The 16,524-nt window shown below is 67.7% G+C and carries 15 protein-coding genes; 7 read left to right on the top strand and 8 right to left on the bottom strand.

The features are described from left to right. Positions 1–48: 48 nt before the first annotated feature. Positions 49–465 (top strand): hypothetical protein, encoded by a 417-nt coding sequence (locus CA606_RS01180; RefSeq protein WP_096052775.1) that lies wholly within the window; start codon positions 49–51, stop codon positions 463–465. Here the strand turns inward: CA606_RS01180 and tadA are convergent. Continuing rightward, complete coding sequence (tadA, locus tag CA606_RS01175) at positions 462–947, bottom strand: tRNA adenosine(34) deaminase TadA (RefSeq protein ID WP_096052776.1); 486 nt, start codon at positions 945–947, stop codon at positions 462–464. The two genes, CA606_RS01180 and tadA, sit on opposite strands and share 4 nt — an antisense overlap. Positions 948–998: 51 nt before the next feature. Here tadA and CA606_RS01170 point away from each other — a divergent pair, with 51 nt between their 5' ends. Then, positions 999–2,237, top strand: a complete 1,239-nt coding sequence (locus CA606_RS01170; RefSeq protein ID WP_181242727.1) for a pseudouridine synthase — start codon at positions 999–1,001, stop codon at positions 2,235–2,237. Here CA606_RS01170 and CA606_RS01165 read toward each other — a convergent pair whose 3' ends face one another. Next, complete coding sequence (locus CA606_RS01165) at positions 2,238–3,206, bottom strand: CPBP family intramembrane glutamic endopeptidase (RefSeq protein WP_096052778.1); 969 nt, start codon at positions 3,204–3,206, stop codon at positions 2,238–2,240. Between the two features lie 198 nt (positions 3,207–3,404). Between CA606_RS01165 and rsmD the strand changes: the two genes are divergently transcribed. Then, positions 3,405–3,971, top strand: coding sequence for a 16S rRNA (guanine(966)-N(2))-methyltransferase RsmD (gene rsmD, locus CA606_RS01160; protein WP_096052779.1), 567 nt, complete (start codon positions 3,405–3,407; stop codon positions 3,969–3,971). 57 nt (positions 3,972–4,028) lie between these two features. On the opposite strand, the gene CA606_RS01155 is transcribed toward rsmD, so the two are convergent. Then, a complete protein-coding gene (locus CA606_RS01155) occupies positions 4,029–4,304 on the bottom strand; it encodes a YjhX family toxin (protein WP_096052780.1) in 276 nt (91 codons plus the stop codon). A 464-nt stretch (positions 4,305–4,768) separates the two neighbouring features. Here CA606_RS01155 and CA606_RS01150 point away from each other — a divergent pair, with 464 nt between their 5' ends. Next, positions 4,769–6,814 carry a TonB-dependent receptor plug domain-containing protein gene (locus tag CA606_RS01150; RefSeq protein WP_096052782.1) on the top strand — a complete coding sequence of 682 codons (2,046 nt, stop codon included), beginning with the start codon at positions 4,769–4,771 and terminating at the stop codon, positions 6,812–6,814. Between the two features lie 39 nt (positions 6,815–6,853). On the opposite strand, the gene pgi is transcribed toward CA606_RS01150, so the two are convergent. Then, positions 6,854–8,473, bottom strand: coding sequence for a glucose-6-phosphate isomerase (pgi, locus tag CA606_RS01145; protein ID WP_096052783.1), 1,620 nt, complete (start codon positions 8,471–8,473; stop codon positions 6,854–6,856). Positions 8,474–8,577: 104 nt separating this feature from the next. On the opposite strand from pgi, the gene CA606_RS01140 reads away from it, so the two are divergent. Then, entirely contained in the window at positions 8,578–9,072 is a 495-nt protein-coding gene (locus CA606_RS01140; protein ID WP_096052784.1) for a hypothetical protein, read from the top strand. Positions 9,073–9,087: 15 nt separating this feature from the next. Here the strand turns inward: CA606_RS01140 and CA606_RS01135 are convergent, their stop codons facing one another. Further along, on the bottom strand, positions 9,088–9,693 hold the full coding sequence (locus tag CA606_RS01135) for a thioredoxin family protein (RefSeq protein ID WP_096053914.1): 606 nt from the start codon (positions 9,691–9,693) through the stop codon (positions 9,088–9,090). A gap of 164 nt (positions 9,694–9,857) precedes the next feature. Here CA606_RS01135 and CA606_RS01130 point away from each other — a divergent pair, with 164 nt between their 5' ends. Continuing rightward, positions 9,858–10,589, top strand: a complete 732-nt coding sequence (locus CA606_RS01130; RefSeq protein WP_181242726.1) for a DUF1353 domain-containing protein — start codon at positions 9,858–9,860, stop codon at positions 10,587–10,589. Positions 10,590–10,595: 6 nt separating this feature from the next. Here CA606_RS01130 and CA606_RS01125 read toward each other — a convergent pair whose 3' ends face one another. Beyond that, on the bottom strand, positions 10,596–12,761 hold the full coding sequence (locus tag CA606_RS01125) for a protein-disulfide reductase DsbD family protein (protein ID WP_096052786.1): 2,166 nt from the start codon (positions 12,759–12,761) through the stop codon (positions 10,596–10,598). Positions 12,762–12,874: 113 nt separating this feature from the next. On the opposite strand from CA606_RS01125, the gene CA606_RS01120 reads away from it, so the two are divergent. Next, the gene (locus tag CA606_RS01120; protein ID WP_096052787.1) at positions 12,875–13,267 is read left to right on the top strand and encodes an acyl dehydratase; all 393 of its coding nucleotides are present in this window, start codon (positions 12,875–12,877) and stop codon (positions 13,265–13,267) included. A gap of 67 nt (positions 13,268–13,334) precedes the next feature. On the opposite strand, the gene CA606_RS01115 is transcribed toward CA606_RS01120, so the two are convergent. Together CA606_RS01115 and CA606_RS01110 are read right to left on the bottom strand one after the other, a co-directional pair. Beyond that, the gene (locus CA606_RS01115) at positions 13,335–14,123 is read right to left on the bottom strand and encodes a SapC family protein (protein WP_096052788.1); all 789 of its coding nucleotides are present in this window, start codon (positions 14,121–14,123) and stop codon (positions 13,335–13,337) included. Between the two features lie 306 nt (positions 14,124–14,429). Next, positions 14,430–16,475 carry a TonB-dependent receptor gene (locus CA606_RS01110; protein WP_096052789.1) on the bottom strand — a complete coding sequence of 682 codons (2,046 nt, stop codon included), beginning with the start codon at positions 16,473–16,475 and terminating at the stop codon, positions 14,430–14,432. Positions 16,476–16,524 lie beyond the last annotated feature (49 nt).

Raw genomic sequence — 16,524 nt, 5'->3', positions numbered from 1 at the left:
GCCCGCAGACGTAAAGAGGACGTCAACCACGTCGCGCTAGAAGGCGATATGCGCCGACATCGCCTCCTGTCCTTCGCTCTGATGGCCGTCCTTTGCACGGCTCCCCTGCTCGCGCCCACGCCGGCCTTCGCCGGCAAGGGCAAGGAGGAGAAAAAGGAGCAGGTCACCTATTTCGCGCTGGCGCCGATCAACGCGATCGTCCTGCGCCGCGACGGTCGCCGAGGGGTGATGACTGTCGAGACGGGCCTGGAGATCAAGGACGCCAAGCTGATGGAGCGGGCCCAGGCCTCGACGCCCCGCCTTCGCGCCGCCTTCGCCCAGACCCTGATGGTCTACGCCGCCGGGCTGCGCGGCGGCGCGCCGCCGGACATCGATCATATGGGTCGCGAGTTGCAGAAGACCGCCGACCAGGTGCTGGGCAAGCCGGGCTCGAAGGTTCTGCTGACCTCCGCGATGGTTAACTAGGTTTTGGCCTTGCGGCGCGCGCGAAAGAAGCCGCGCAACAGATCCGCGCTTTCCTCGGCCAGGACGCCGCCGGTCACCTCCGGTCGCCAGTGACACGTGGGCTGAGCGAAGAACTTCGGACCATGCACCACCGCGCCGCCCTTCGGGTCGTCGGCCCCGAACACCACCCGCCCGATCCGGGCATGGCTGATCGCCCCGGCGCACATCGCGCAGGGCTCCAGAGTCACCACCAGCGTCAGGTCCGTCAGCCGGTAGTTGCCAAGCTTGGCGGCCGCCGCCCGCATGGCGGCGATCTCGGCATGAGCGGTGGGATCATGGGCCGCGATCGGGCCGTTGCCCGCGGTCGCGATCACCTCGCCCGTGCGGGGATCAAGGATCACGGCCCCAACCGGCGTCTCGCCCGCCTCGGCCGCAGCGCGCGCGGCGTCGAGCGCGAGCCGCATCATGCGGTGGTCTTGATCCTCGCTGCCATCAGTGCGCATTAGAAACCGAAAGCCCATCGAGAGATGCGCCCAGCCCAAGAAGGACGCGCCATGACCAAATCCCACGATCCCCTGTACGAGCCTCACCTCGACGGTCAAGACGGAGATCTCGACGGCGGGCCTGGCGAGCGGGTCGCCAAGGCCCTCGCGCGCGCCGGCGTCGCCTCGCGGCGCGAGGTCGAGCGCCTGATTGAGGCCGGTCGCGTGGCGATCAACGGCAAGGTGCTGACCACGCCGGCGGTCAAGGTCGCGCCGGGCGATTTCCTCACCGTGGATGGCCAATTGGTGGCCGAGCGGGAGCCGACGCGGATCTTCCGCTACCACAAGCCCACCGGCCTGATGACCACCCATAACGACCCCAAGGGGCGACCGACGGTGTTCGGCGCGCTGCCCAAGGATCTGCCTCGCCTGATCTCGGTGGGTCGCCTGGATTTGAACTCCGAGGGTCTGCTGCTGCTGACCAATGACGGCGAGTTGTCCCGCGCGCTTGAAACGCCCAGCAACGCCTGGGTCCGCCGCTACCGCGCCCGGGCTTTTGGCGACACGACCCAGGCCAAGCTCGACAAGCTGAAGGACGGCGTCACCATCGAAGGCGTCACGTACGGCGCGATCGACGCCAAGATCGACAAGGCCCACGAGAAGGCGGGCGGCGGCAAGAACGTCTGGATCACGGTCAGCCTGTCGGAAGGCAAGAACCGCGAAGTCCGCAAGGTGCTGGAATCGATCGGCCTGAAGGTCAATCGCCTGATCCGCCTGTCCTATGGCCCGTTCGCGCTGGGGACCCTGGCGGCCGGTCAGATCGAGGAGGTCGGCCCCCGCGTCATCCGCGAGCTGCTCGAAGGCGTTGTCTCGCCCGAGAACATGCCGACCGGCGACCGGCCCAAGTTCGCGGGGATCGCCAACCCCACCAAGGCGCCGGGCACCGAGGGCGGGGGCGAGTTGCAACGTCGCGGCGCCCCGCGCGCCGACCGGGCGCTGGTCCTGGACACGCCGGAGAAGCCCGAGAAGCCGGTCTACAAGCCCGGTTGGGCCAAGCCGAAGAAAAAGACCTCGCCGCACGGTCCGCCCAAGGGCGCCGGAAAGGGTCCGGCCAAGGGCCCCGCCAAGACCAAGCGTCCAGCCAAGTCGATCGAGAGCAAATTCATCGACATCGGCAAGCCCGCTGCGCGCGGTAAGCCCGCCGCGCCCCGTCCGGGCGCGAAGCCGGCCGACGGAGCCGCGCGTCGTCTGGCGGAGCGCCCCGGCAAGCCCTCGGCGCGTCCGGGCCCTTCGCGCGGCCCCAAACGCTGATCAGGCGGTGGCTGGGGCGGACAGACCGGTCCAGCGCCGCAGGGCGGGCCAGCGCATCCAGAGCTCTGCGATCCCGATGAAGCCGGCCAGCATCACCACCGCGCTGGCGACCAGTCCGGGCTGAAACTCGCGCGCGGCGTCGGGCTGCAAGGTGATCGGGCGCAGCAGCAACACGATGGCGACATTGTTGGCCGCGTGGACGCCGACACCCAGCTCGATGCCGCCCAGGCGCAGCGCCATCCAGGTCAGGCCCGCCCCCATGGCCGCGCGGAACAGGAAGGCGTCGAGATTGGGATCCAGGTGGATGGCGGCGAAGAGAACGCCGTTCAGCACCATCAAGGCGATCGGATTTCGGATATAGGCCGCGCTCTGCTTCAGCAGCCAGCCGCGAAACACCAGCTCCTCGGCGGCCGAGGCGAGGATCAGCAGGGCGATAGCGAGGACCGCGTAAAGCGACCGTCCGACCAGATTGGGCGAGACCTGCAAAACCACCGGCTCGAGGGCCTGGCCGGCGACCACGGAGACGCCGCTGATGACCACCGCCATCACGACGCCGAACAGCACCAGCCCGCCCAGCACCAACCGCCAACGCAGCGGCTGTCCGTCATTGACGTAGTCCCGGAACGGCCGCTTGTGAACCGCGCCGGCGGCCATGACAAAGCCCGTCGCCGCGCCAAGATTGAGGCCCGCCAATGCGGCGAGAATGAAGAGCGACTGACGTCCCGAAAGGTTCGTTTGCTCAGTCCCCGAGAAGGCCTGGAACAGGTCCGTCGCCGCGGCGGCTCCGTCCAGTCCGCTGACGATCAGCATGAAGACCAAGATTGCGGCCAGCACGCCAAGCAGGCCCGTCACGGCGCCCGTCAGGATCCCGACCGGGATGACCAGCGCGCTCCGCCGCAGGTCACGGTCCAGGGGCGACAGGTCGGCCAGGAAGCGCGAACGCCTCACGGTCTCCATTAACTCGCCCATCTGTCCTATCCGCCCGCTCTCGTCCGGTAGCGACTAAGACGGGGCGGCCGCGATCTTGTAAAGCACCCGCTTGCCGCGCGACGCGGACGGCGGCACACATCCGGTTACGACTTGTAAGGGGGCGAAAATGAGCGAGCAGGATTCGGGGGCGGGGCGTCAGCGCCCTGCGATCGCCCGCTCGACTTGGGAAAAGGCCTGATGCGCATCGTTTCCGGCCAGTTTCGCGGCAAGGCCATCGCCGCCCCGCCCGGTGACGCGACGCGCCCCACCTCCGACCGCGCCCGCCAAGCGGTGTTCAACATCCTGGAGCACGCCGCCTGGGCGCCCGAGCTGCATGGCGCGCGGGTGATCGACGTGTTCGCCGGCTCCGGCGCCCTGGGCCTCGAAGCCCTGTCGCGCGGCGCGTCCTTCTGCCTGTTCGTCGAGACCGACGAGGCCGCGCGCGGCGCCATCCGCGAGAACATCGACGCCATGCACCTGTTCGGGGTGACCCGCGTCCATCGGCGCGACGCCACCGATCTTGGTCCGCGTCCCGCCAGCGCCGGCGCGCCGTTCGACATCGCCTTCCTCGACCCGCCCTACGCCAAGGGCCTGGGCGAGAAGGCCGTGGCCGAGTTGAAATCCGGCGGCTGGCTGGCCCCGGGCGCGATCCTGATGTTCGAACGGGGACGCGGCGAGGTCGATCCAGCGCTGGAAGGCTTCGAGCAGATCGACGCGCGCGACTATGGCGCCGCGCGCGTCCTGTTCTTCAAGCTGACGACCTAGTGGCTCGTCAGCCCGGAAGCCTCTGAGAGGCTGTCTTGGATGACGAGGCCAGAAGGATCACCAGGCCTTGGCGCCCACCCGGTTGTCGAGTTGGGCGCGGAGATTGGCGAGACCCAGCCGAGTGATCCGGTAGGGACCACCCTCATGGCTGGCGATCAGACGCTTGCGCCTTAGCGACTGAAACACCGCGACCGTACAGTCGGTCAGCGACCAGCCGTCGCGGGTGAGGCAGTCCGCCGAGACGATCCGACCCGTCTCGTCGCGTTCGAGTTCGATGCGGCCGCCTTGGGCCAGTGCGTGCAGCGTGCGTTGCTGCGTCTTTGGGATGTTCAAGGGATTGTCCGAGAGATCGAGGCGTACGATCGCGCTTCCACCAAGCGGGAAACGCGGGCGGAGCGGGCCTAGCGACTTTCGAACCGAGGTTCGGAGCCTGTTAGGCCCGGACCTCGCGCACAATCTCGGACATGAACCACACAAGAGAGGTTGACGGCGCCAGCATGCGCCAAGCCGCGCCAAGGCTCAAGCACCCCAGCGCGCCGGCCCTTGATGACCGTCGTTTGCGAATCGACGCAGCGACCGCCCACGCTCGCTTCGAGGGAGCCGCGCGCTCAGAAAAATGGCGAAAATAAAGCACTGATCAGCAGTAAATCGCGATCATCAAAGTGATGGCGCAGGGCCAATCGAGTTTAGAAACATGAAGATCTCGTAATGCTGTCGGATATGTAATCTACATGTCAGGCTTGTAACTTGAGATGAATGTTCGGGGCGTACAGAGCTGTCGTCACTGAGGGGAACCAGTGATGACCAAGACCATGCTTCTGGCCAGCGCGGCCGCCATTCTGCTGGCCGGCGCCGCCCAGGCCGCCGACCTGACGCCCGAGCAAGTCGCCGCACAGGCCGAAGCCGCCCAGCGGGGCGTGTTGATCTTCCAGCCCGATTTCTTCGCCGCTCAACGTCCCAACACCGCGCTGGAGATGGTGCAGCGCGTGCCCGGCTTTTCGGTGCAGGACGGCAGCGGCGCCCGGGGTTTCGAGGGCGCGGTCGGCAACATCCTGATCAATGGGGCTCGCCCGGCCTCCAAGAACGACACGGGCAGCAATGTGCTTTCGCGCACCCAGGCCAACCGGGTCGAGCGGATCGAGTTGATCCGTGGCGGCGCGCCGGGCGTCGATATGCAGGGCTACTCGGTCGTCGTGAACGTGATCCTGAAGAAGGGCGCCAACCGCCAGTCGATCCTGACCTGGAACACCAGCCAGTTCGACGGCGGCCGTGATCTCTACGGCGGCAGCTATCAGTTCACCGCCACGAACGGCGACAAGAGCTGGGGCGTGACGCTGAGCGACGGCATCGGCAGCAGCGACTCCAATGGTCCGGGGACGAACATTCGTCGCGACGGAACCGGCAAGATCCTTCGCGACGAGAAATTCCTGAACGATAGCTGGGGCGGCGGGCGCAGCATCCGGGGCAACTATTCGGCGCCCCTGGCCGGCGGCAAGATCGAAGCGACGGCCCGCTTTGGCGTCAACGACTGGAATCAGTGGCAGACCCTGACCTCGGCGATCGCCGAGCGTCGCAGCAACTACGTCGATGACGAGCAGTCGGGGGAGCTGGGCCTGACCTACACCCGCCCGCTGGCGCCCAACTGGGCCCTGGAGACGCGGGCCATCCACAGCTTCGAAAACTTCGAAAGCGCCTCGACCAGCGACGAAACGCTGAACGGGGTCAAGGCGGCGCAGCAGCGCTTCACCGCCGAGGGCGACAGCGGCGAGTCGATCTTCCGCGCCCAGCTCCGCCACGACTGGAGCAAGGCCATCACCGTCGAGACCGGCGGCGAGGTGGCCTACAACATGCTGGATGTGAAGCAGGCCTATTCGGTCGGGGGCGCCGCCGTGCCGCTGCCCAGCGCCTCGGTCAAGGTCGAGGAACTGCGCGGCGAGGCCTTCTCCAAGGCCACCTGGCGGGTCAATCCGCGCCTGACCCTGGAAGGCGGCTTGCGCCTGGAGACCTCGACGATCAAGCAGTCGGGCGACGCGCAGAACGAGAAGAGCTTCTTCTACGCCAAGCCTCGCTTCCTCGCGACCTGGACGCCTGTGGCCAACAACCAGCTGCGCTTCCGCTTCGAGCGGGAGCTGGGTCAGTTGGACTTCGAAGACTTCGCCGCCTCCTCGGACCTGGAGGACGGCAATGTCTACGGCGGCAATGTCGAGCTGAAGCCCGAGCAGCGCTGGATCAGCGAGATCGGCTATGAGCGACGCTTCTGGGGTGAGGGCATCATCGCCCTCACCTACCGCCACGACGAGATCATCGGGGTGATCGACCGCCTGCCGCTGCCCGGCGGCCTGTCGGCGGTGGGCAATATCGGCGACGCGACCCTGGATCGTCTGAGCCTTAATATTGTGGTGCCGACCGACAAGCTCGGCATCAAGGGCGGCCGCTTCACCTTCAAGAACGACTGGAACGAGACCCATGTGAAGGATCCCACGACCGGCAAGGATCGCCCGATCTCCGGCGTGCGCCCGACCCAGGCCAATATCGGCTTCCAGCAGGACCTGACCAAGTACAAGACCCAGTGGGGCATCAACTGGCTACCGCTGCTGGGCCAGGGCACCTATGACGTTGACCAGACCAGCGTCTGGCGCGGCGCCCAGTACTACGAGGCCTTCGCCGAGTATAAGCCCACCCCGACCTTGGCGATCCGCGCCCAGCTGAACCTGTGGGACGACTTCAGCATCCGCCGCACCGTCTTCGCCAACCGCGGCCCGAGCCGGGCGGTCGCCTTCGTCGAGGACCGCGCGATCAATCCCCGCACCTTCATGAGCTTCCGGGTGCGCAAGACGTTCTAGAGTCCCCCTCCCCCATCAGGGGGGAGGGACTTGGTCAGACTACTTTTTGAGACGGGCGATCAAGACCGCAGTCGACGGATCATGGTCGCCCGCCGCGCCGCTCTCCAGCTCCGGCAGGATGCGGTTCGCCATCACCTTGCCCAGCTCGACGCCCCACTGGTCGAAGGAATTGATCCCCCAGATCACGCCCTCGACGAAGGTCTTGTGCTCATAGAGCGCGATCAGGGCGCCGAAGGTCTGCGGCGTCAGGCGGTCCAGCAGCACCAGGGTCGAGGGCCGGTTGCCGGCGAAGGTCCGCTGCGGGGCCAGGGTGGCGATCTCGGCGTCGGACACGCCCTTGGCCTTCAGCTCGGCCACGACATCGTCCGTGGTCCGCCCAACCATAAAGGCCTCGGCCTGAGCCAGCAGGTTCGAGAGCAGCTTTTCGTGCATGCCAGCCGGGCCTTCGTCCGACTGAGCGACGCCGATCAACTCCATCGGCGTGATGTCGGTCCCCTGGTGCATGCACTGGAAATAGGCGTGCTGGACATTGGTGCCCTCGTCGCCGAACACCACCGTGGCCGTCCCGCGCTGGGCGGGCTTGCCGTCGGGACCGACCGACTTGCCGTTGCTCTCCATCTCCAGCTGCTGGAGGAACGAAGCCAGTTGGCGCAGGCGGTGCGCGTACGGCACAACCGAGCGGGCCCGGCGGTCCAGGCCATTGCGATTGAAGATCTGGGCCAGGGCCACCAGCACCGGCGCGTTCTTCTCCAGAGGGGCCGTGCGGAAATGCGCGTCCATGGCCGCGCCGCCGTCCAGGAAGCCCTGGAACGCGTCCCAGCCCGCTGCGACGGCCACCGAAAGGCTGACCGACGACCACAGCGAATAGCGGCCGCCGACCCAGTCCCAGAAACCGAACACCCGTTCGTCCGGCACGCCGAAGGCAGCGGTCTTGTCGAGCGCCGTGGAGATGGCGGCCAGATGCTGGCTGGCGCCCTGCTCGCCCAGAGCCCCCACCAGCCAGGCGCGCGCGGCGCCGGCGTTGGCCATGGTCTCCTGGGTCGTGAAGGTCTTGGAGACCACCATGACCAGGGTCTCTTCCGGGTCCATGTCGGCGGTCGTCAGGGCGAACTCGGCGCCGTCGACATTGGCCACGAAGCGCAGGTCGATCGACGGCTTGATCGGCCGCAAGGCGTCCCACAGCAGGCGGGGGCCCAGGTCCGATCCGCCGATGCCGATGTGCAGGATGGCCTTGAACGGCTTGCCAGTCGCGCCCTTGATCGCGCCCGAGCGCACGGCCTCGGCGAAGACCTTCATCCGCTGGCGGACGGCCTCGACCTCGGCCATCACCGGCTGGCCCAGGGCCTTCACATCGGCGCCCGCAGGGGCGCGCAGGGCCGTGTGCAGCACCGCGCGGCCCTCGGACGAATTGATCGCCTCGCCGCCGAACATGCGGGCGCGCGCGCCCTCGACATCGGCCGCGTGGGCGAGATCGAGCGCGGCTTCGAGACCCGCCTCGTCCCAGGCCTGCTTGGAGAGATCCAGGTGCAAACCCGCGACATCCAGGGTCAGGGCCTCAAGGCGCCCCGGCTCGGCGTCGAAGAACTCGACGATGCGCTTGTCGCCCGCGGCCTTGGCGGCGGCTTCCAGGCGGGTCCAGGCGGCGTCGAGATCGGCCATGTCGTCCTCACAGGTTTGGTAAATCGCTGTTTACGGAACGGGGCTTATCAAACAGGCGCCGCCGCGTCATGGCAGACCAATGACGTTTTTTGCGGGAGCCCCTCATGTCCTGTGACGCCGTCGCCTTTTCCGCCATGCTCTGGATGGCGTCGTTCAATCCAGGGCAAAGCACAGGCCCGACCCCGGCTGTCGCCCAGGCGCCTGCTGCTCCCGCTTCTGTGGTGGGTGAGCCGCTGTTTATCGATATCGTCAAGCGCGCGCGTCAACTGAAGGCCCAGGCCGAGACCTACCGCGCCCAACTGGCCAAGGCCGACCCGACCAGCGCCGCCGCGCCGCTGAAGGCCTTCGACGCGTTCTCGGGCAAGATCGGCGATCTCGCGGCGCTGGACATGAAGGGCCACGTCTCCCTGAGGGAGCGCGGCGCGGTCGACGACCTCAAGTGCATCCTGCGCGGCATCAGCCAGGACCTGCCCGAGAAGCTCTCCGCCGTGCGCGTCGCCAAGACGACCAAGGCCCAGGACCTCGCGCTCCGCGACATGGTCTACCTGCTCAACGACAACGTCGAGGTCATCATCGCGCCGCCTCGGCCTGCGGCCTAGACGGCGCGATGGCGGTTAGGCGTCCTTGTACTTCACCGAGCAGCCATAGGGCGTGACGAACGCGGTGCCGACCTTGCGGCCCGACTTCAGGTCGGTGAGGGCGGCGGCCACGAGGTTTTTGGCACCCTGGACATCCTCGACCTTGTTGGTCGGCTTGTCGTCGATCGCGCCCTCGTAGACCACCGCGCCGGTCTTATCGATGACGAACATGTGGGGCGTGGTCTTGGCCTTGTAGAGCGTGGCGACCTTGCTATCGCCGTCGAGCAGCAAGGCCGTGGGCTTGGCGCCCTTGGCGTTCATCCAGGCCTTGGCGGCGGCCCCGTCCGCGAAGTGGCCCTGCTTGCCGGGCGCGGACGACGCGATGGTCAGCCAGACCACGCCGTCGGCGCGCGCGGCCTGCTGCAGGCCCTGCATGTTCCCGGAATAGTGCTTGCGAACATAGGGGCAGCCCTCATTGGTCCACTCCAGGACCACGGTCTTGCCGCGAAACTCCGACAGCGACCGCGTCTTGCCGTCGGCGTCGATCGCCGTGAAATCGGGCGCGGGACGGGCATGAGCGACGGCGGGAACAAGAGCGGTCAGCGGCAGGGCGGCGGCCACAAGGCGGCGCGTGATCGACATGTTGGGTCTCCAGCGACAAATACGCCAACAGCCTCTCACAAACCGATGATCTGCGGAAGATTCGCAGTCGCAATCCTGTGGGGGTCGAAACTTCGCCATAGTGACTTGATCATCAGACTGACGCCGCCCAGAAGACCCTGTACCTTCCTGAAGATCACGCGCCGATGTCCCGTTCGAGAACCGCCCTAGCCCTGATCGGCGCCGCCCTGCTGGCGAGCGCGTGCGCGACACAGACGAGCACGACTGTCTTTGTGCCTGTGGTGGCGCCGACGCCGCCGAGCTCGCTGACGCCGCAGCCGATCATGCTGTTCAACCAGACCAAGGACGGCCGCAAGCTGTTCACGCTGGACGCCGAGTTCCCCTACTGCGACGTCGAGACCGGCAAGGTGATCGTGGTGCCGCGCTGGTACGTGACCGATTTCGCCAGCGTGCCCTGGTACGGTCAGGCCTTCATCGATCCGCAAGGCCCGACGGCGCGCGCCGCCATCGTCCACGACTGGCTCTATACGATCGGCGAGCCCGGCAAGCGCGAGGAGGCCGACCAGATCTTCCTGCGCGCCATGCTCAAGTACGGCGTCCAGCCTTTCCAGGCGAATATCGCCTATCAGGCGGTCCGCCTCGGGGGCGAGAAGGGCTACGGCCTGCCGACCGACTGGCGCTTCGTGGACCCCAAGCGGCAAGATCTGGTCCAGCCGCCGCCGTTCGCCAAGCCGCGCGCGGGCCTGGTGCGCTACCTGCCCAAGTGCCAGGGGTTCAACGCCCTGATCCAGGCCGGCTGGCGCGCCTATCCGATCAAGACCGCGCCGGTGAACGTGCCGCCGCCGGTGGTCGTCACCAAGACGCCCCTCGATCAGGTCAAGGCCAAGCTGCCATTCGGCGGCGACAAGAAGAAGTAGCGCGGCCTAAGCCCCAGCCTTCTCGATCGCCTCGATCACCATGCCCTCGGTCAGCAACTGGGGCAGGATAACCGGCGCGCCGCCGTTCTTCGGGTAGACGAGGTACAGGGGCACGCCGACGCGGTTGAACTCGCCCAGCGCCTTGGCGATGACCGGGTCGCGATTGGTCCAGTCCGCCTTCAACAGCACCGCGTTCTGGGCCTTGAAGGCCTCGGCGACCTTGGGACCGGAAAGCGCGACCTTCTCATTGACCTGGCAGGTCACGCACCAGGCGGCGGTGAAGTCCACGAGGATCGGACGGCCTTCGGCCTGCAGCGCCTTGACCTTCTCGGGCGACCAGACTTCCGCCGTCAGGCCCGGACCGCTCGGCGTCGAGGCTTCGGCGGCGGAGGCGGCGGAGGCGGCGGTCGGAGGCTTGGCGGACAAGGCGGCGGCGGCGGCGAGGCCGAGCGCGCCGATCACCGCCAGCAGGCCCAGGATCATCGACACTGCTGAACCCTTGCCCATCGCGCGGCGCGCCTGCGCCAGGCCGTAGAGCCACGCGCCGAACGCCGCCAGGACGCCCGCGACCAGCAGTTGGCCCAGCGCGATCGGCCCCGCCTGTTGGGCGAACACCCAGACGAGCCACAACGCCGCGCCATACATCGGGAACGCCAGACCCTTCTTCAGCACCTCCATCCAGCCGCCAGGACGCGGCAGCAGCTTCAAGGCGCCGGGAATGAAGGTGACCGCCACGAACGGGGCGGCGAAGCCCAGCGCCAAGGCCAGAAAGACCCCTAGGGCGACGACGGTTGGTTGGGTGAGCGCGTAACCCAGGGCGCCCGCCATGAACGGCGCAGTGCAGGGCGCGGCCACCACGACCGCGAGCGCGCCGGTGAAAAAGGCCCCGGTGACGCCACCTTTCGACGAGGCGCCGGCGCCGACGCCCTGCACAGACGTCCCGATCTCGAAGACGCTGGACATGTTCAGGGCCACCAGCAGCATCAACAGCGCCAGGCCGGCGATGACCAGAGGCGACTGCAGCTGGAAGCCCCAGCCCACCGCCGCGCCACCGGCGCGAACCGCTAATAGCGCGCCGGCGAGGGCCAGGAAGGTGGCCACGACGCCGACCAGGAAGGCCAGGCCCTGGACGCGCGCCTTGGTCGCCTCATGGGCGTGACCCGCCAGGCTGGCCGCCTTCATCGACAGCACCGGGAAGACGCAAGGCATCAGATTGAGGATCAGCCCGCCCAGGAAGGCGAACAGCAGCGCCCCGGCGAGGCCGCCGGCGAGACCCGTTGCGGGCGCAGCTTCCGCCGGCGGCGCGCCCAGTCCCGAGGCCTGCGGTGGCGGATCGCCGACGGTCGCGGTCACTTCCCAGGCGCCGGCCTTGGTCGCCAGCACTCCGACGAGTTCGGTCGGGGGCGTACCGCCTCCGACGAAGTCATAGCCGGGCTTCAGCGTGAGGGTCAGCCCTTCGGGTCCCCGCTCGATCGCCTGCTCGGCGGCGTGTTCGATGACCTTCGACGAGTAAGGATAGAAATAGGCGCCCGCCATGTCGGCGCCCGTCAGCGGGCCGCCGATGACGGCCAGCTTCAACGCCTGTCCCTCAAGCTTGAAGACCGCCTTGAGGCCGGCGGGCTTGGGGGCCTCGGCCAGCACCTTGCCAATGACGGCGCCCCATTTGGGGTCAGGCGACGGCGCCCCGGCGACCACCGGCAGAAGCAGCGACAGCTTGGCTTCCTCGGGAATGCAGATCTGCTCGCAGACCAGATAGAAGACATCGGCGGTGAGGCTGAGCGTCGTGCCCGGTTTGGCGTCGGCCGACGCCGTGATCGGGACCGGGATCAGCACCTCGCCCTTGTAGGCGTAGTCGAGCAACGGTCCGAGCTTGGCCTTCTGCGGCGTCGGCCAAACCATGTCCCCGGCGCGCCAACCCTCCGGCAGGGTCCAGGTGATCTTGGTCGGCTCCCCGGCGTCGCCGGGATTGCGCCAGTAGGTATGCCAGCCCGGCATGATCTTTTGCCGGAGCGCGACATAGATCGTACCCCCGGGCGCGATGCCGGTCTCTTGGGCCACCAGCTCAGATTCGATATGGCCCGAGTTCACGACCGGCCCCGCGAGGGCTGGACCACCGAGCAAGGCCGCCATCAGCAAGGCTTGCAGGGCGAGGACGGCTTTCTTCAGGAACATGCGCGGGCCCGGACACGGAAAAGAACGTGACTTACACATGGACCGCCAGCCCGCTCTCGACAATGGCCAAGCCCCAACGGACAGTTGGGCGAGGAATCATCCTGGAGACGCCCATGCCCGCCGCCTTCGACGATATCGAGATCGGTCAGGTTGTCTCGCTCGGCACCCGCGCGGTCGACGCCAAGGCCTTGGACGCCTTCATCGCCGCCTTCACGCCCGGCTGGCCGGTGGAAAACGGCGCGCCCGACGGCATGATCTTCGCGATCTGGACCAGGCTCGATAGCGAAGCCAGCGCGGCCTGGCCTCAGACCAAGCGCCTGGGCGTCGACGCCCTGCGCTGGATGCGCAACCCGCCCGTGGGCGAGCTGCTGCGCGGCCGCATGACGGTGATGGGCAAGGACCCGGTCGGCGAGGGCAAGGGCATCGTCATCGCCCAGCACGACCTGCTCGACGAGGCCGGCCGCCTGGTCTTCTCGTGCCTGACGCGCAGCATCTTCGCCCGCTGAACCGGCCAAAGAAAAAGGGCGGCGGGTCAGGCCCGCCGCCCTCTTCGATTTCAGCTGACGCCGAACCTTAGTTCAGGTTCGCGGCTTCGGCCTGCTTCATCATCGTCTTGTTGATCAGGCGGTCCCAGCCGAGCAGCGAAACGAGGTGCGCATAGATCTGGGCCAGGGCGCCGTTCTCTTGCAGTTCCTTCAGCTTCTCGGCCGACAGGCCGTTCAGCTTCTCTTCCGACACGCCGAAGTACTCGGCGACGGTGACCGGCTCGCCGACCGGAGCGCCGGCTTCGTCGGTCGGCTGGAAGGTGGCCTTCTTCAGCTCGAACAGGTCGTTGTCCTTCAGGATCTGGACGAACGAGTCGGTGCGGCGACGCTCGACCTCGAAGTCGTCGCAGAACTTGATGCAGTTCTGGGTGTATTCGGTCGGCTCGCCCTTGGCGTCGAACAGCGGGGTTTGGCCTTGCTCGGTCAGCAGGTCGCTGCTGCGGTCGATGCAGACGATCAGGCGGTCCTGGGTGTCGTCATTGGCCAGCACGAACGGATAACGGCGGATATAGGCCGGGATGTAGACGTTCGGCTCGATCGAACCATCCGCGCCGATGAACAGGTTTTCTTGCTGGTTCAGGCCCATCACCGCCAGCGGCACGCGATCATCGCCGGCGAAGATCACCGGGAAGGTCAGGGCGGCGGGAGCGAATTCCGAGACGGTCAGCGGAACGGCCGTGCCAGCGGCGGCGAACGCGTACGGCTTGTCCTTGTGGACGAGCGCGAGCTTGGCGTGCTGTTCGCGGTTCAGCGGCTCAGGCGCGTGGTAGAACAGGACGTTTCCGGTGATTTCGCCGGCGGACTGGGTCGTTGTCATGAAGCGCTCTACGACAAAAAATTGGAAACGGGCGCTCGAACACTTCGAAGACGTCCGCAAAGGCTCGCGGTTCTAGCCGATCCCGCCGCATGCGGCAATCTGGCCTCCGTCTTAGGCGAATCCGGGGCCCGGGGGGGAGTGTCCGGGCCCCGGCGCTGGGCAAGCTCGCAGGGGGGCTGAGCGCGCTTGCCCACGGCCGACATAGGAGCCGAGCCAGGCGGAGGGGGCGTCCGCTCGGGTGACTAGGCTCCAGTCTCCAGCCTCTGAACCGGGCCGGCGGCCGTTTCGCGGCCGCCGGAGCGGCCTTTAGAAGCGTAGCGCGACGCCTGCGCGAACCTGACGGCCCGGCGACGGGGCGATGTCCTTCAGGAACGAGACGTGCTCACGCACCTCCTCGTTCGTCAGGTTGCGGCCGTCCAGGAACAGGCGCACGCGCGCATTACCGGCCGGCTTCCAGGCCAGGGTGGCGTTGAGCACCGTGTAGCCGTCGGTCGGCAGCTCCAGCTCCGCGACGCGGTCCTGGCCGCCCGTGCGGCGCACCTCCACATCGCCCGACCACATCGGCGCTTCGTACGCCGCCTTCAGCGACAGCGAGTAGGGCGGGATTCTTGCGGGCGGCCCGAGGTCGGAGGAACCGCGAACAAAGTCCGCACCCGCGTGCAGGTTCACCGACCGCTGGCCGTCGGTCCAGACGCGGTAGGCGAGCTCGGCTTCGAACCCGCGGAATTCGGCGTCGGTCTGGACGTAGCGATAGACGGCAAGACCATCCGCTTCGGCGCCCGTCGGTCGCAGATCGATGAAGCCGTCATAGCGGGCGACAAAGAGGTGCAGATCGCCCGAAACCCGCTCGCCGCCATAGTGCAGCGTCGCCTCAAGCGACGTGGCGGTCTCTTCCTTCAGCTTTGCGTCGCCGATCTCAAATCCGCGCGTCGCCGCATGGGGCCCTTCGGCGAACAACTCCGACTCGGTCGGGGCGCGGCTGGAGCGCGAAAGGGCCAAGCCGAAGAAGGTCTCGGCGCTCGGGCGCCAGAACGCGCCGACCGAGCCCGACAGGTTGGTGAAGTCGGCCTTGCCTTTCAGGCTGTCGAGCTCGCGCATATCAATGCGCAGACCGCCCTCGTAGCCGTAGCCATCGCGTTCGAGGCGCTGCTGGGTGAACGCGCCGAACTCGGTGATCTTGGTCTTGGGCACATAGGCCTCGTCGCCTATGGCGTCGAAGTTGCGACGCAGGGCTTGGACGCCCACCGCGCCCTTCCACCCGCCGCGCTCGGCCTGAACCAGCTCCAGGCGGCCCTCATAGCCGTCCGAGGTGAACTTGGTGCCAACCGCGTCGCCCTCGAACTCGGTGTGGGTGTAGTCGGCATGACCACCGGAGAACCGCAGCTTGGCGAAGGGGCCGAAGGCGGCGTCGTACTCGCCCCGCAGGTCGATACGCGTCTGCTTCAGACCGATGGTGACCGCGCTTTCCTCCTCGTGCCCGGCCTCCGCCTCGCCCTCGTGCTCATGGGCGTGGCCCGGAACGCCGTAGGTGGAGTCGGTGCGCTTGATCGACATGCCGACAAAGCCCTTGTCGCCGACATAGGAGAGGCCCGCGCCGAACGCCTCCAGATCAACCGCGCTGTTTTCCAGGCGGCCAGCGCCGCCCTCGGCCGTCTCGCCCTCGAGGGCCAACTGACGGTCCGACTCCGGATAGACCGGGATCTTGTAGTCCTTGCTCTCGCGCTTGAGAGCGTCGAGCGTCAGAACCATCGGGCCGACCGTGGCGTGGATCGCGCCGGACAGCGCATAGCTGTCGTCACCCGTCCCACGGGACGCCAGCAGCCGCCCGCTCATGCCGTCGGTCGGCTGGCGGCTGGCGATCCGGTCGTCGATGATATTGACCACGCCGCCGATCGCCGAGCCGCCGTAGACGAGCGCCGCCGGACCACGCAGCACTTCGATCCGTTCGGCTTCACCAGGATCGGTGGCGACCTGGTGATCTGGCGACAGCGCGCTGGCGTCGATCTGGCCGACACCGTTGGTCAGCACCTGCACCCGAGGACCGGCCAGCCCCCGGACCACCGGGCGGCTGGCGCCTGCGCCAAAGGTCGTCGACCGCACGCCGGGAAGGCCGGCGAGCGCGTCGCCCAAGCCCTTGGGCGCTGCGAGGTCGAGGTCTGTGCGATCCAGCACCGCGACGCTAGCGGTCAGGGCGTCGGCCGAGACCGCGTAGGGCGCGGCGGTGACGATGACTTTCGAGACCTCGGCGTCCTCAGTCTGAGCCGCCGGCGCGACGGCGTCCGCAGCGTGGGCGGTGGTGGTGGCGGCGAGCACGAGGAGGCTCGCGGCGGAGAGGGCGACGCGACGAAGCATGTTGGGTCCTGAAACCACGAGAGACTGGGCCGGGGGAGCGGCCCCTCAA

Source organism: Caulobacter vibrioides (genome assembly GCF_002310375.3).
Taxonomy (GTDB): Bacteria; Pseudomonadota; Alphaproteobacteria; order Caulobacterales; family Caulobacteraceae; genus Caulobacter; species Caulobacter vibrioides_D.
This window is presented reverse-complemented; position numbering and strand designations above follow the sequence as displayed.